This is a genomic window from Corallococcus sp. NCSPR001 (assembly GCF_017309135.1).
Lineage (GTDB): Bacteria > Myxococcota > Myxococcia > Myxococcales > Myxococcaceae > Corallococcus.
The window spans coordinates 630,785-644,579 of record NZ_JAFIMS010000002.1 but is presented as its reverse complement, the minus strand read 5'-3'; the positions used below and the strand labels follow the sequence as shown (position 1 = coordinate 644,579).

Here is a 13,795-nt window from a genome sequence, read left to right as displayed (position 1 = left end):
AAGTTGAAGCTTGATTCAGGTTTCAGCCTCCGCGGCGCTGGCCAGCGCCCGCGCGGTGTGCGTACCCTTGCGCGCGTTTTTTCTTTGGACGCCCAGGAGAGGCACATGCAGCTGAAGGACCTGAAGATCATCGTCACCGGTGGCGCGCAGGGCATGGGCGCGCACTTCGCGCAGCGCATCCACGAGGCGGGCGGCCAGGTGGCCGTTGGCGACGTGAACGAGGAGAAGCTCGCGGCGCTGCCGGCGGGCATCCACCGCCGCAAGCTGGACGTGTCCAACGAGCAGGACGTCACGGACTTCGTGCAGTGGGCGCACGGCGCCATGGGCGGCCTCAACGGCCTCATCAACAACGCGGGCATCCTGCGCGACGCGCTGCTCGTGAAGAAGGACCGCACCACGGGGCAGATCAAGAAGCTGTCCACGGCGGACTGGAACGCGGTCATCGGCGTGAACCTCACCGGCGCCACGCTGATGGTGCGCGAGGTCGTCACCAAGATGGTGGAGACGGACCAGCGCCCCGGCGTCATCGTGAACATGTCGTCCATCGCGCGGCACGGCAACCGCGGCCAGTCCAACTACGTGTCCGCCAAGGCCGCGCTCGCCGCCAACACCGTCACCTGGTCGCGCGAGTTCGCGCCGTTCGGCATCCGCGTGGGCGCCATCGCCCCGGGCATGATTGAGACGCCCATGACGCAGGGCATGAACCAGAAGGCCCGCGACGCGCTGGTGGCCGCCATCCCGGTGGGCCGCATCGGCGAGCCGGAGGACATCTGGCAGGCCGTGAAGTTCATCGTGGAGTGCGACTACTTCAACGGCCGCACCATCGACGTGGACGGCGGCCACAACTTCTAGGCCGCCCGCTGCCGCACCGCGCCCCGGACCTCAGGCGCTCTTGCGCTTCCGGGGCGCGGGCTTCACGTCCACCCAGCGCTCCGCCCACTTGCCCAGCTCGTCGATGACCTTCCAGAACGCCTGACCCTTCTGCGTCAGGCGGTACTCGGAGCGGATGGGCGGGCCCGGGTCCACGTGGCGCTCCACGATTCCCTCCGCCTCCAGGTCCTTGAGCCGCTCCGACAGGACGCGCTCGCTGATGGTGCCAATGCGCTCCGTCAGCTCCCCGAAGCGGCACGGTCCGTCCATCAGGATGCGCAGGATGACGCCCGTCCAGCGCCGGCCCAACAGGTCGGCCGCCGCCAGGAACCGCGCGCACAGCGGGCTTGAGTCGTCATGCATCGTGTCCGCCTCCACCCGGAAGTATAGCGCCCGCCCTCTCCGCGCGGCATGCACTTACTTTTTGGAAGTAACTTGCGAAATAAAAGTGCCGCGGGTAGCCATGGGGTGTTCGCAACAAAGGACACCCCGCATGGCGACGACGAACACGGCCCTGGACACGGACGCGCTGGAGCAGCTCTTCATCGAGGCGCGCACGCACTCGGGCTGGCAGGACCGGCCGGTGACGGATGAGACGCTGCGCCGCATCTACGAACTGGCGCGCATGGCGCCCACCGCGGTCAACAGCCAGCCGGTGCGCCTGGTGTTCGTGCGGAGCCACGAAGCCAAGCAGAAGCTCAAGCCCTCGCTGTCCCCGGGCAACGTGGACAAGACGATGCAGGCGCCGGTGACGGTCATCGTGGCGTACGACACCGCGTTCCACGAGCAGATGCCCAAGCTGTTCCCGTCGCGCGACATGAAGAGCGTCTTCGCCGCCCAGACGCCGGAGGCGCGCGAGCAGGCGGCGTTCCTCAACGGCACGCTTCAGGCGGGCTACGTCATCCTGGCGGCGCGCGCGCTGGGGCTCGACTGCGGACCCATGGGCGGCTTCGACAAGGCCAAGGTGGACGAGGCCTTCCTCCAGGGCACCGGCTGGAAGTCGAACATCCTCCTCAACCTGGGCTACGGAGACCCGGCGAAGCTCTTCCCGCGCAACCCGCGTCTGGCTTTCGAGGACGCCTGCCGGCTGGACTGACACCGTCCAATCCCAGACAGCGCAGTGGTCCCCCCGTTCAATGGCTTCAGGCGGCTACAATCCTGAGTTTCTAGGTTAATCAGGAAGAAGCTGTCCCGGCGTCGGTTGAACGGGGCATGGGGCCGGTGACGGGAGTCAGGTGCGGTGGGGCGGGCCTAGTACAGCTGTTCGAGCGGCATCATCGTGCCCGCCTCGAACTCCGGCGCGCGGCGCAACTGGTCCAGCACGCGCGGGGCGCACCTCAGGTGCAGCATGGGCAGGGAACCGCCCGGCTCGCTCATGGCGCGCACGGCGCCCACCAACTGGTGTGCCTCCAGCCAGCGCATGAAGCTCTCGCGGAAGCGGGCGTTCTCCGCCTGGCCTTCCTTGTAGAGGTCCGCGCGCGAACGCAGGGGTGCCCGTGAGGCCGCGGCAGGACGCTTCGGCGCGGCCGGCTCCCGGGGCATCACCGTGACGTCGATGTCGCCGCCCGGCTGGGCGTCGCGCTCCACGCCGCCGGAGCCCGGCAACGCACGCACCGTGCCTCCGCTGCCCGGCAGCGGACGCACGGCGGCGACGGAGGACATCCGGGCCGAAATGTCTTGGGGTTCGCCCGGCACGCCATTCTTCCTGCGCATGGCCACATCCTCCCCAGGTCCGGTGCTCACGTGGCACCGGCCCCGGCAACTACCGCGTCACCTGAAAACAGCCAGGCCCTTCCCCGTCCGGTGGTTCGCCGAGCGAGGAAGCTTGATGGCATTGGCCAGAATCAAATCTCTCACTTCCAATGCCGTCAAGTCAGGGGCACGGCAACGATACAGGGCAGCGATACCCGCGACATATGGCGCCGCCATGCTGGTGCCGCTCATTCGTTCATAGAACGCCTGATTGTTGCAGCGGCGTTCAGTAGACGAATACACATTCACCCCGTAGCCCATGACGTCAGGGACGACCCGACGCCCCACGGCGCCGCTGGCCGAGAAAGTGGCCACGGTGCGCTCGAAGTCGACTGCCCCCACAGCCAGGGCCTCGGGAAAGGCCGCTGGGTAACCAACCGTGTCGGGTCCACTGTTACCCGCCGCGACAATGGGCAGGATGTTGCTGTCCAGAAGCCGACGCAGCATGGCCTGAAGCGCGCGCTGGTTGAGCAGGTAGTCCGCTTCGGAGATGCCCGGAGGCGGCTGCAGCGGGAAGCCCAGCGACAGGTTGACGACGGCGGGACGCGACGCGTTCTCCGGACGGCTGAACTGGTGCAGCAGCCACTCCATGCCGGCGGCCACGCGGCCCAGGCTGGTGCGGATGGTCTCCGACTCGATGACGGACGCGGCGTACAGGTCCACCTCCGGCGCGACGCCGTGGTGCACGCCCGCGGCGATGCCGCACACGTGCGTGCCGTGGCCGTCCGGGTCGAAGCCGCGCACGTCGCGCGCGGGGTTGTGCGGCGAGTTGGGGAAGAGCGAGACGTAGCGGAACTGGATGGTCTTGCTCGCGTGCTCCGGATGGTCCGCGTCCACGCCGGTGTCCAGGATGCCCAGCATCACGCCGGCGCCCCGGATGCCCTGGGCGTGCGCCAGGGGGACGCCGGACTCGTCAGGCCACTCGCGCTGCGCGAGCGAGCTCATGCCGCGGTTGCGCGGCCCCGTCTGTCCGGCGGACACCGGACCGGGGAAGGACAGGGGCACCACGTCCGGGATGAACTCGAACTCCCGCGCCAGCTCGCCGCGGGCCGCCTTCTCCGCGTCCTGGGAGTAGAAGTGCGCCATGGTGGCGCCGATGAGCGGCATGAACCGGTAGCTGCCTGCTTCCGTGCCGGCCTGCTCCGTCACGGGCGCGCCCGGCATGGGCGTGGCGTCGACGTCGCTGCCCTTCTTGCCGCGGGCGCGCTTGCGGCCGCGCTGCGCCTGGCCGCTGACCTCCGGCTTCATGCCCGGCAGCGTGGCCGACCGCAGTCCGAGGGCGGTGAGGGCATCCGGTGCCTTCTGGGCCGCGCTGAAGCGCAGCGCGGTGCTGCGGCTGAGGACGCGCTCGCCCTGCGCCGTGCCACGCACACCGGGCCGGGCCTGCGTCTCGATGGACTCCTTGGGTACCAACAGGAAAGACTTCATGGCTGTGCTCCTTGGACCGCTCAATCCGCGCCGGGCCCCGAAGGGGGAGCACCTGCGGTACGACCGCGCCCACCTGGGGACCCTGACAAGCCCCTTCGGATCCGGTGGGTCGGGCTCGCGGGCGCGCGCCCGGAGCCGTTGCATCACCTGCCCTCCCCTCTCCCCATGCACTGGGGGCCAACCGGGGGATTTGACCGCGCCCCCCTGACAAAAAATCACGGGATTTCCGTAATAGACACCCATTGTCTGGTGTCTCGGTCCTCACTCGGCTTCCCCGAACCTCCGGAAACACAACGGATTCCCTCCCTGGGACGAGGGCAGTGGCGGGGGGCGCACACGGGCTCTGTCCGCCAGCGGATGTGGGGAAGGGGCAGGCAGGAGGGGCGGGGGCCCAAGAGGGCGTCCGGGCGGGGCTTGCGAGCCCGGCGGGCGGTGCGTGGAAAAAGAGGTGGAGGGAAGCCCGGGATGCGCCGATTGTTCGGCTTCCATCCGCCCGGAGTACGTCCGCGCGGAGCCCTGGCCTTTCTGGAGCCCCCTTGATTCCCTATTGGCACGCCCCCTCGTTCAAGCTGGGGCCCCTGGAGCTGAACCCCTTCAACGTCTTCGTGGCGGCGGGCATCCTGCTGGCCGCCCGGCTGCTGACGAAGCAGGCGGAGCGCGAGGGCCTGGACCCGAACCCGCTGGCGGACTTCGCGATGTGGGGGGTGGCGGCCGGCATGCTCTTCGGCCACTGGGTGCACCTGTTCTTCTACCACCCGGAGGAGCTGTCCAAGAGCCCGTTCCAGATACTGCGGTTCTGGGATGGCCTGTCCTCCTTCGGCGGCCTCCTGGGCGGCATCGTGGCGGCGGTGGTGTTCTTCCGGGTGAAGAAGCTGCGCTTCAACGACTACGCGGATAGCTTCGCGCTGGGCGTGGCGCCGGGCTGGGCGGTGGCGCGGCTGGGGTGCTTCGCGGTGCACGACCACCCGGGGAAGCTGACGGACTTCTTCCTGGCGGTGCAGTTCCCCAACGGCAACCGGCACGACCTGGGCTTCTACGACGCCATCGTGCTCTTCGCGCTCACGGGCCTGCTGTACGCGGTGCGGGACATGCCGAAGATGAAGGGGCGGCTGTTGCCGCTGCTGGCGCTCCTGTACGCGGCGTCCCGCTTCGGCCTGGACTTCCTGCGGGCCACGGACCTGTCGTACGTGGACGCGCGCTACTTCGGCATGACGCCGGCGCAGTACGGCTGCCTGCTGCTGGTGGTGTACGGACTGTGGGGCCTCTTGCGCAAGCAGGCGCCGAGCGCTTCCTCCCAGAAGCCGCCCGCGCCGCAGGGCCGGGTGGAGACAGCGCGCTAGCGCGTCATCGTTGTTCCGCTTTTCGGGGGGTGTCGCGTGAAGGCACTGGCGTACGACGCGTTGATGGCGCCGCTGGGCTGGGTGGGGTTGAACGCCGCCCGACGGCACCTGGTGGAAGGGCTGTCCGGCAAGGTGCTGGAGGTGGGCGCGGGCACGGGCCTGGCGCTGCCGGGCTATCCGGACACGGTGACGTCGGTGACCGCGGTGGACGTGGACCTGGGCGCGCTGGTGCGCGCGCGGGCCCGGAGGAGCGGCGTGGCGCTGCTCCAGGCGGATGCGCAGGCGCTGCCGTTCACGGACGGCTCGTTCGACGCGGTGGTGTCCAGCCTGGTGTTCTGCTGCGTGGACGCGCCGGCCACGGCGCTCTCGGAGGTGATGCGGGTGCTCAAGCCGGGCGGTGAATTGCGCCTGCTGGAGCACGTGCGCGCCCCGAACCCGGCCGTGGCCACCGCGCAGGACCTGCTGACGCCCGCCTGGCGCAAGCTGACTGGCGGCTGCCGCCTCAACCGCGACACCTTCCGCCTGGTGGAGACCACGGGCTTCCGCATCCTCCGGCGCGAGCAGCGTCTGGGCGGCGTGGGCGAGCTCATCGTCGCCCGGCGGCCGTGAGACTCCCTTCAGGAGGGGGCCCGTGCGACCCGTCCTGGCAGGTCACTTCCGACCTGCCAGGATAGATTCACACAAGGGATGTCAGAGGTCACTTTAGGATGGCGTGCATCCTCGCGGCGGACCTACCCGCCGCGTCCCATCCCGTGAGGCCCTGACGCATGCTGCGCGCCCTTCGCCCCCTCCTCGCAGTGCTGATGTTCGCTGGCTGTGGACCCGACGCCGCTTCGGAGTCCGCGTCCGACCTCGTGAGTGCTCCGGCTTCGCTGGAGGACGCCAGCCGCCAGGCGCGGGAGGGCTCCGTCCGGCTGTCCACCGGCGTCACGCTCCGCTACGTCGAGCAGGGCCGCCAGGACGGGCCCGTCGTCGTCTTCCTGCACGGCTATACGGACTCGCACCACACCTGGGATCTGGACCTCCAGCGCTTCTCGCGCGACTTCCACCTCTACGCGCTGGACCAGCGCGGCCATGGGGACTCGTCCCGCCCGGCGTGTTGCTACACGCAGCAGGCGTTCGCGAAGGACGTGGTGGCGTTCCTCGACGCGAAGCGCGTGTCCCGCGCCGTGCTCGTGGGCCACTCCATGGGCAGCTTCATCGCGCAGCAGGTGGCGCTGGACTTCCCTGGCCGCGTGAAGGGGCTGGTGCTCGTGGGCTCCGCGCCCACCGTCGCGGGCAACGAGGTGGCCCTGGGCCTCAAGGAGGTCGTGGACACGCTGACCGACCCCGTGGACCCCGCCTTCATCTACGAGTTCCAGGCCAGCACCTTCTACGCGCCCGTGCCGGAGTCGTACCTGGACACGCTCGTGTCGGAGAGCTCCAAGCTGCCCGCGCGCGTGTGGCAGGACGCGCTGGACGGGCTCATCGCGGAGGACCACTCCGCGCGCCTGGGCCGCATCCGCGTGCCCACGCTGATCATCGGCGGGGACCATGACGGCTTCTTCTCCGTGGACGAGCAGCGCGCCCTGGCCCGCGCCATCCGCGGCTCGAAGTACCTGCTCTACCCGGAGACCGGCCACGCGCCGCACGCCGAGCGCCCCCAGCGCTTCGTGAACGACGTGCAGCGGTTCCTCGAGTGCCTGTAGTCCGTGCTCAGGCTCCGGCCGTTCCGGGTTCCGCCGGGCGGCCGGAGTCGCCCCGGGCCAGCACCACCACCGCCACCAGGATGAGCAGGCCGCCCAGGCCCTGACGCAGGGACAGCCGCTCCCCCAGGAAGATGGCGCCCAGCACCACGGCCATCACCGGCTCCAGCGTGGAGAGCAGCGACGTGTTCACCGGGCCAATGCGCTTGAGGCCCGCGAAGAACGTGAGCATGGCCACCACCGTGGACAGCAGCGCCAACCCCGCCACCGCGCCCCAGCCTCCCAACGTCTGCGGAAAGGACGGGCCCTTCACCAGCATCAGCGCCCCGAAGGCGGCCCCCGCGGACAGCGGGACGACGGTGCTCGCCGCGAGCGGCCCCGCTGGCCCCGCCACCCGCGCGCTGGACAGGACGTAGAGCGCGTAGATGACCGCCGACAGCACGCCCAGGCCAATGCCCAGCGGCTTCGCGTCCGGGCCGGGGTCCACCGTGAGCGCCGTCCCGCACAGGGCCAGCCCCACCGCCAACCAGCGCCGCCGGCTCAGGTGCTCGCGGCCCAGGGCCACCTGGATGAGGGCCACCAGCGCGGGGAAGAGGTAGAGCAGCAGCGCCACCAGCCCGGCGGACGCGTGCTGGAGCGCGATGAAGTAGACGCTGCCTTCGGTGAAGTAGCCCACCGCGCCCAAGCCCACCAGGCCCCACAGCAGGCGGCCCCGGGGCCACCTTCCGCCCTTCGCCACCATCACGCCCGCGAGCACCAGGCCCGCCAGCGTGAAGCGCAGGAAGAGCAGCGTGGGCATGTCCGTGCCCGCCGCGTAGGCCAGGCGCGCGAACAGGCCCAGCGCGCCGAAGGAGGCGCCGGACAGGGCAACGAGGAGGAAGCCGGCGGTGCGAGGCTGCATGGCGCTTTTTCCGCGCGCACGCCTACCAGTTCTTCACGGACCCCAGGTCGAACACGTCCGGGAAGCCGCCCTTGCGCAACAGCTCCGCGGCCACGGCGCTGCGGCCTCCCGCCGCGCAGTACACCACCACGGGCGTGCCCACCGGGCCGACCTCAGAGAGGCGCTGGGCCAGCACCTGCACGGGGATGTTGCGGGCGGCGTCCGGGTGTCCCTGCTGGAACTCCTCCGGCGTGCGCACATCCAGCAGCACCGCGCCGTGGGCGACGAGTTCGTGGGCCTTCTGCGAGCGTTCCTGAGGCGTCATGGCACCCATTCAACCAAAGCCGGGGGCCCATCCGGGCTGAAAACTGGAGGCCGCCGCACCGGGCGCTACAGTCCTGTAACGATACCCATGCGACTCGACAAGCTCACCCTGCTCCACCAACTGTCCGAGCGGCTCCAGCAGAGCGACCGGCTGGCCCACCGCGCGGAGGCCGATGCCCGCGAGGCCGCCCGCAGCCTCGCCACGGAGTCCGAGAAGAAGGAGGACGGCCGCGCCGCCATCGAGTACGGCAGCCTCGCCACCGGCCAGGCCCAGCGCGCCCGCCGCCTTCAAGAAGAGCTCCAGGCGCTCACCGCCTTCAGCCAGAAGGAGCTGCCCCGCTTCCCGCGCCAGGGCCCCGTGGGCCTGGGCGCCCTGGTGGACTGCAGCACCGAGGACGAGGACGGCTTCGCCGAGCGCACCTTCTTCGTGCTCCCCGCCGGCGCGGGCACCGAGCTCACCGGCCCCGGCGGCGACGGCTTCCTCTCCGTCATCACGCCCAGCTCCCCCGTGGGCCGCGCCCTCTTGGGCAAGAAGGCCGGCGACACCGTGGAGGTGACGCTCGCGGGCGAGGTGCGTGAGTGGACGGTGCTGGAGGTCGCCTGAGCTGGCGCCGGCCTACTCGCTTTGAGTGGGCCCCGGCGCCGCGTGCGCGACCAGCCACTCCTCCGGGATGTCGCCCCGGGGCAGCTCCAGGAGGAACGTGGCGCCCTCCCCCGGCGTGCTCACGGCGCTCACCGTGCCGCCGAACGCCTCCACGATCTGGCGCGTGATGTAGAGCCCCAGGCCCAGGCCGCCGTAGTGCCGGTCGCTCACCGCGCGCTCGAAGCGCTCGAAGATGCGCGTCAGGTCGTCCGGCGCGATGCCGATGCCGTGGTCCTTCACGGTGAGCCGCGCCAGCGTGCCCCGCGCCTCCACGCTCACGATGACGGGCTGGCCCGCGCCGTACTTGAGCGCGTTGGACACCAGGTTCGTCACCACCTGCTCCAGCCGCAGCCGGTCCCACCGGCCCACCACCGGCACCGGCGCCTCCAGGCCCAGCTCCGTGCCGGACTGCGCCGCCGCGGCGGAGAAGCGGTAGAGGATTTCGGCGGCCACGCTCGCCAGGTCCATCTCCTCCAGCTCCAAGCGCAGCCGGCCCGCGGTGATGCGCGACACGTCCAGCAGGTTGTCCACCAGGCCCGACAGCCGGCGCACCTGGCGCTGGACGACATCCAGCGCGTCCGCGACGCGGTCGGTGGGCACGTCCTTGCCCTCGCGTGCCAGCACCACCACCTGCTTCTGGAGCAACTGCACCTTGAGGCTCAGCGGCGTGAGCGGCGTCTTCAGCTCGTGGCTCGCGATGCCCAGGAACTCGTCGCGCTGGCGCACCGCTTCGCGCGCCTCGCGGTACAGCCGCGCGTTCTCCAGGTAGAGCGCGGTGCGGTGGGCCAGCTCCGTGAGGAAGCGCTCCTCCTCCGCGCCAAAGACACGCAGCACGTTGGAGCGCAGCACCATCAGCGCGCCCAGCACGTTGCCGCGCGCGCCCAGCGGCACGCTCAGGCAGCCGTGTGGCCCCACCTCGCGCAGGAGCCTCGCGTGCTCCGCGTCCCGCGCGATGGCCACCACGTGCTCCTCGGACAGGAGGGCCAGACGCCCCACCGCCCCGGACGCGAACACGTGGGGCAGCCCGCCCGGCACGGCGGGGTCCGGCGGATAGCGCGTGAGCAGGTCGCGCAACAGCGCGTGTCTTCCCGCGTCCACGTGCAGGGACGCCGCCACGCGAAGCGCTTCATCGCCCAGGGCGCCCGGCGCGCGGAGGACGAGCAGGGCCCCCTCCCCCAGCGCGGGCACCAGCAGCTTGAGCAGCGGCTCCAGCTGCGCCTCCGCGTCCACCGACGTGCCCAGGAGCGCCCCGGCCTCCGCCAGCAGGCGGGACGCATCCAGCATGGACGCGGGCACCGCCTCCACGGCATGCGTGCGCAGGAGCGCGGCGGCCACCTGCCCGTCCGCGGCCCGCACCGGCATTGCGTTGCAACGCAACACGGCGCGTGTTCCATCTGGACGGAGTACGTGCGACACGGCCGCGTCCACCGGCTCACCCGCCAGCGCTCGCGCCAGCGGTGAGTCCCACGGCGGCAACGGTGTGCCGTCGTCCCGCACCCATTCACACCCAGGCAGGCGGGCGTGCTCGATGTGGAGAGGAACCGGGATGCCGAAGTGCGCCGCGGCTTGTGAGTTGAAAACAGTCACACGGCCCGTGCACTCGACGAGCACCACGCCTTCCGCGTCCATGACGCGCGTCGACAGGGGCGGGCCATCCCCATCCGTCACGCGAGCCTCCGAGGCTGGAGAGGTGATGCCGGACATGCCAAGGCTTTCCGCACGCATCATGGTGTCATCTCCGCCTCCCGGGAAGAAAGGAAGACAGGACCTGAAGCCCACTCCATCCTCAAGAACAGGGAATGCTTCCCATCCTCGCGCTCTTCCCGCGGGCCCCCTTGCCTGCATGACGGCGATCCTCAATCGTTCGACAATCCACGTCCGCGCCGCGGACGTTCCGCCCGCACGGCCAAGTTCTTCCACCGCGAGTCCCCTGCATGCAGATGCCGTTTCCCCGGCCTGACGGCACCACCCCCACCGAGCGCCGCTTCCGTCAGGTCATCGACACGCTCCAGGAGGTCGTGTTCCAGACGGACACGGAGCGCACGTGGGTCTTCCTCAATCCCGCGTGGACCGAGGTGACGGGCTTCCCCGTGGAGGAGTGCCTGGGCCGGGTGGCGCTGGACTTCGTGCACCCGGATGACCGGGCGCGCGTGCTGGACGTGTGCCATTCGCTGCTCACGCGCGAGCGCGACTACGTGCAGCACGAGGTGCGCTACCTCACGCGCGACGGCGGCTTCCGGTGGGTGGACGTCTTCGCGCGGGTGACGCTCGACGAAGAGGGCACGCTGGTGGGCATGGCCGGCACGCTCAACGACATCACCGAGCGCAAGCGCACGAGCGACGCGCTGGCCCGGCGCGAGCGCTACCTCACCGCCCTGGTGGACATGCAGCAGCGGCTGCTGTCGGTGCCGGAAGGGGGGGACCTGTACAGCCCCGCGCTCGCGCCGCTGGGGCAGGCCTCCGGCGCCAGCCGCGTCTACGTCTTCGAGACCTTCACCGACGCGAAGGGGGCGCTGCTGTGCAGCCAGCGCGCCGAGTGGTGCGCGCCCGGGGTGACGCCGGAGATCGACAACCCGATGCTCCAGGACCTCCCGATGCGGCCCATCCTGGGGCGCTGGGTGAACCTGCTGGAGCGCGGAGAGGTCGTCACCGGCCGCGTGGCCACGTTCCCCCCCGTCGAGCGGGAGCTGCTGGAGCCGCAGGGCATCCTCACGCTGCTGGTGCTGCCCCTGCGCGTGCAGGGCCGGCTGGTGGGTTTCGTGGGCTTCGACAACTGCTTCGAGGCGCGGGAGTGGGACCGGCTGGAGGTGGACCTGCTGTCCGCGGCCAGCGGCGCCATCTCCGTGGCGCTGGAGCGCCGCGCGTCCGAACGGGCGCTGCGCGAGCACGAGCACCGCTTCCGCCAGCTCGCGGAGAACGCGTCGGACGTGCTGTACCTCTACCGGCGGGAGGAGCCGCGCGGCTTCGCGTACGTCAGCCGCGTGGCGCACGCGAAGCTGGGCCTGGGGCCGGAGGCGCACTACGCGGATCCGGAGCTGTGGTACCGGCAGGTGCTCCCGGAAGACCGGGCCGCGTTGGAGCGGCTCCTGGAGTCGCCCCAGTCCGTGGATGGCGCCACGGTGGAGCTGCGCTTCCTGCGCCCCGACGGCACCCTGCTGTGGCTGGAGCACGTGGTGGCGCCGGTGACGGACCCCGCGGGCCGCGTGGTGGCGGTGGAGGGCCTGGCGCGCGACATCACGGAGCGGCGGCAGGTGGAGGAGGCGCTGAAGCGCTCCGAGGCCAGCCTGCGCGCGCTGATGGAGGGCTTCCCCGACCCCGCGGCCATCGAGCGCGACGGCCACATCGTCTACGCCAACGCGGTGCTCGTCACCACGCTGGGCTTCGCGCGCGCGGAGGAGCTGGTGGGCCGCCGGCTGTCGGAGTTCCTGGCGGACGTGCCGGGCACGGGCGTGGTGTCCGGGGACAGCAAGCCGCTCACCAGCGAGCGGCGCCTGGTGCTGCGCGACGGGCGCACGCGCGTGGTGGAGCTGGCGTCCCTGCCCCTGCGCTTCGACGGCCAGCCCGCGGTGGTGTCCATCGCGCGGGACGTGACGGAGCAGCGCCAGTTGCAGGCGCGGCTGACGCTGGCGGACCGGCTGGCGTCGGTGGGCACGCTCGCGGCGGGCATCGCGCACGAAATCAACAACCCGCTGGCCTTCGTGGTCTCCAACCTGGGCTTCCTGTCGGACGAGTTCCGCCGCCACCTGTCCCCCGGCCCCGGCGTGCGCGGCGTGCGTCCGCCGGACGTGGCGGAGTGGCAGGAGGTGCTGGGCGAGGCGTGCGAGGGCGCCGAGCGCGTGCGCCAGATCGTCCGCCAGCTGAAGACGTTCTCGCGGCCGGATGAAGAGCGCATGACGCCGGTGGACGTGCACGCGGTGCTGGACTCGGTGGTGATGATGGCCGCCAATGAAATCCGGCACCGCGCGCGGCTGCGCCGGGACTACGGCAACGTGCCGCAGGTGATGGCCAACGAGGGCCGGCTCTGCCAGGTGTTCCTCAACCTGGTGGTGAACGCGGCGCAGGCGATTCCAGAGGGCTCCGCGCACGACCACGAGGTGGTGCTCGCCACGCGCGTGTCCGGCGGGCAGGTGCTGGTGGAGGTGCGCGACACGGGCAGCGGCATCGCGCCGGAGGTGATGGGGCGCATCTTCGACCCGTTCTTCACCACCAAGCCCGTGGGCGTGGGCACCGGCCTGGGGCTGTCCATCTGCCACGGCATCATCACGGGGCTGGGCGGGGACATCCAGGTGGACAGCACCGTGGGCAAGGGCAGCACGTTCCGCGTGGTGCTGCCCGCGCCCCAGCCCGAACCGGAGGTCCGTCCGCCGGAGGCCCCGGTGCCGGTCGCGCCCGTGGCGCCCCGGGGCCGCGTGCTGGTGGTGGACGACGAGCCCGCGGTGGGCCGCGTGCTGCAGCGGCTGTTGCGCGGCCATGACGTGGAGGTGGCCACGAGCGGCCGCCAGGCGCTGGAGCGCATGGGGCGGGCGCCGGCCTTCGACGCGGTGCTGTGCGACGTGATGATGCCGGACCTCGCCGGCCGCGACGTCTACGAGGCCGTGCGGCGCGAGCACCCGGGCCTGGAGCGCCGCTTCGTCTTCGTGTCCGGCGGCGCCTTCACCGCGGGCGCGCGCGACTTCCTGGAGCACATCCCCAACCCGCTGCTGGAGAAGCCCTTCGACGAGGCGCGCGTGCGCGGCGCCGTGGAGGAGCTGGTGCGGCACGGTCCGCCGGACGCGGCCTGACCCATCGGTCATCGGGAGGAGGGTCCTCCCGCTGACCGATGCGCCCATGTGACGGGTCTGCGAGCGTGTGCTCGTCCGCTCGCACCCCTTGG

13 protein-coding genes are annotated in these 13,795 nt (G+C 71.2%); 7 read left to right on the top strand and 6 right to left on the bottom strand.

Translation table 11 applies throughout. The features are described 5' to 3' along the window. Positions 1–105 precede the first annotated feature (105 nt). Positions 106–852: an SDR family oxidoreductase gene (locus JYJ93_RS04615; protein ID WP_206786837.1), complete on the top strand. Its 747-nt coding sequence runs from the start codon at positions 106–108 to the stop codon at positions 850–852. Between the two features lie 30 nt (positions 853–882). Here the strand turns inward: JYJ93_RS04615 and JYJ93_RS04610 are convergent, their stop codons facing one another. Further along, positions 883–1,233, bottom strand: coding sequence for a helix-turn-helix domain-containing protein (locus JYJ93_RS04610; RefSeq protein WP_206786836.1), 351 nt, complete (start codon positions 1,231–1,233; stop codon positions 883–885). Between the two features lie 130 nt (positions 1,234–1,363). Between JYJ93_RS04610 and JYJ93_RS04605 the strand changes: the two genes are divergently transcribed. Then, positions 1,364–1,966 carry a malonic semialdehyde reductase gene (locus JYJ93_RS04605; protein ID WP_206786835.1) on the top strand — a complete coding sequence of 201 codons (603 nt, stop codon included), beginning with the start codon at positions 1,364–1,366 and terminating at the stop codon, positions 1,964–1,966. A 155-nt stretch (positions 1,967–2,121) separates the two neighbouring features. Here JYJ93_RS04605 and JYJ93_RS04600 read toward each other — a convergent pair whose 3' ends face one another. Both JYJ93_RS04600 and JYJ93_RS04595 read right to left on the bottom strand, forming a co-directional pair. After that, positions 2,122–2,583, bottom strand: coding sequence for a hypothetical protein (locus tag JYJ93_RS04600; RefSeq protein ID WP_206786834.1), 462 nt, complete (start codon positions 2,581–2,583; stop codon positions 2,122–2,124). Positions 2,584–2,640: 57 nt separating this feature from the next. Then, positions 2,641–4,050, bottom strand: a complete 1,410-nt coding sequence (locus JYJ93_RS04595) for a S8 family serine peptidase (RefSeq protein WP_206786833.1) — start codon at positions 4,048–4,050, stop codon at positions 2,641–2,643. A 536-nt stretch (positions 4,051–4,586) separates the two neighbouring features. On the opposite strand from JYJ93_RS04595, the gene JYJ93_RS04590 reads away from it, so the two are divergent. The 3 genes from JYJ93_RS04590 to JYJ93_RS04580 all read left to right on the top strand — a co-directional run bounded on the left by JYJ93_RS04590 (position 4,587) and on the right by JYJ93_RS04580 (position 7,078). Next, on the top strand, positions 4,587–5,390 hold the full coding sequence (locus tag JYJ93_RS04590; protein ID WP_206786832.1) for a prolipoprotein diacylglyceryl transferase family protein: 804 nt from the start codon (positions 4,587–4,589) through the stop codon (positions 5,388–5,390). Between the two features lie 36 nt (positions 5,391–5,426). Further along, positions 5,427–5,999 (top strand): SAM-dependent methyltransferase, encoded by a 573-nt coding sequence (locus JYJ93_RS04585; RefSeq protein WP_206786830.1) that lies wholly within the window; start codon positions 5,427–5,429, stop codon positions 5,997–5,999. 158 nt (positions 6,000–6,157) lie between these two features. Further along, positions 6,158–7,078 (top strand): alpha/beta hydrolase, encoded by a 921-nt coding sequence (locus JYJ93_RS04580; RefSeq protein ID WP_206786828.1) that lies wholly within the window; start codon positions 6,158–6,160, stop codon positions 7,076–7,078. 7 nt (positions 7,079–7,085) lie between these two features. Here the strand turns inward: JYJ93_RS04580 and JYJ93_RS04575 are convergent, their stop codons facing one another. Next, positions 7,086–7,976, bottom strand: a complete 891-nt coding sequence (locus JYJ93_RS04575) for an EamA family transporter (RefSeq protein WP_206786827.1) — start codon at positions 7,974–7,976, stop codon at positions 7,086–7,088. A gap of 22 nt (positions 7,977–7,998) precedes the next feature. After that, the gene (locus JYJ93_RS04570) at positions 7,999–8,280 is read right to left on the bottom strand and encodes a rhodanese-like domain-containing protein (RefSeq protein ID WP_120621372.1); all 282 of its coding nucleotides are present in this window, start codon (positions 8,278–8,280) and stop codon (positions 7,999–8,001) included. 87 nt (positions 8,281–8,367) lie between these two features. Here JYJ93_RS04570 and JYJ93_RS04565 point away from each other — a divergent pair, with 87 nt between their 5' ends. Further along, complete coding sequence (locus tag JYJ93_RS04565; RefSeq protein ID WP_120526938.1) at positions 8,368–8,883, top strand: GreA/GreB family elongation factor; 516 nt, start codon at positions 8,368–8,370, stop codon at positions 8,881–8,883. Between the two features lie 12 nt (positions 8,884–8,895). On the opposite strand, the gene JYJ93_RS04560 is transcribed toward JYJ93_RS04565, so the two are convergent. Continuing rightward, on the bottom strand, positions 8,896–10,626 hold the full coding sequence (locus tag JYJ93_RS04560; protein WP_269012890.1) for a GAF domain-containing sensor histidine kinase: 1,731 nt from the start codon (positions 10,624–10,626) through the stop codon (positions 8,896–8,898). A 230-nt stretch (positions 10,627–10,856) separates the two neighbouring features. Between JYJ93_RS04560 and JYJ93_RS04555 the strand changes: the two genes are divergently transcribed. Further along, the gene (locus JYJ93_RS04555; RefSeq protein WP_206786823.1) at positions 10,857–13,703 is read left to right on the top strand and encodes a PAS domain S-box protein; all 2,847 of its coding nucleotides are present in this window, start codon (positions 10,857–10,859) and stop codon (positions 13,701–13,703) included. Positions 13,704–13,795 lie beyond the last annotated feature (92 nt).

Coding starts and splice junctions, on each gene's coding strand:
- JYJ93_RS04615 (WP_206786837.1), top strand. CDS start 106: ATGCAGCTGAAGGACCTGAAGATCATCGTCACCGGTGGCGCGCAGGGC.
- JYJ93_RS04610 (WP_206786836.1), bottom strand. CDS start 1,233: ATGCATGACGACTCAAGCCCGCTGTGCGCGCGGTTCCTGGCGGCGGCC.
- JYJ93_RS04605 (WP_206786835.1), top strand. CDS start 1,364: ATGGCGACGACGAACACGGCCCTGGACACGGACGCGCTGGAGCAGCTC.
- JYJ93_RS04600 (WP_206786834.1), bottom strand. CDS start 2,583: ATGCGCAGGAAGAATGGCGTGCCGGGCGAACCCCAAGACATTTCGGCC.
- JYJ93_RS04595 (WP_206786833.1), bottom strand. CDS start 4,050: ATGAAGTCTTTCCTGTTGGTACCCAAGGAGTCCATCGAGACGCAGGCC.
- JYJ93_RS04580 (WP_206786828.1), top strand. CDS start 6,158: ATGCTGCGCGCCCTTCGCCCCCTCCTCGCAGTGCTGATGTTCGCTGGC.
- JYJ93_RS04575 (WP_206786827.1), bottom strand. CDS start 7,976: ATGCAGCCTCGCACCGCCGGCTTCCTCCTCGTTGCCCTGTCCGGCGCC.
- JYJ93_RS04570 (WP_120621372.1), bottom strand. CDS start 8,280: ATGACGCCTCAGGAACGCTCGCAGAAGGCCCACGAACTCGTCGCCCAC.
- JYJ93_RS04565 (WP_120526938.1), top strand. CDS start 8,368: ATGCGACTCGACAAGCTCACCCTGCTCCACCAACTGTCCGAGCGGCTC.
- JYJ93_RS04560 (WP_269012890.1), bottom strand. CDS start 10,626: ATGTCCGGCATCACCTCTCCAGCCTCGGAGGCTCGCGTGACGGATGGG.
- JYJ93_RS04555 (WP_206786823.1), top strand. CDS start 10,857: ATGCAGATGCCGTTTCCCCGGCCTGACGGCACCACCCCCACCGAGCGC.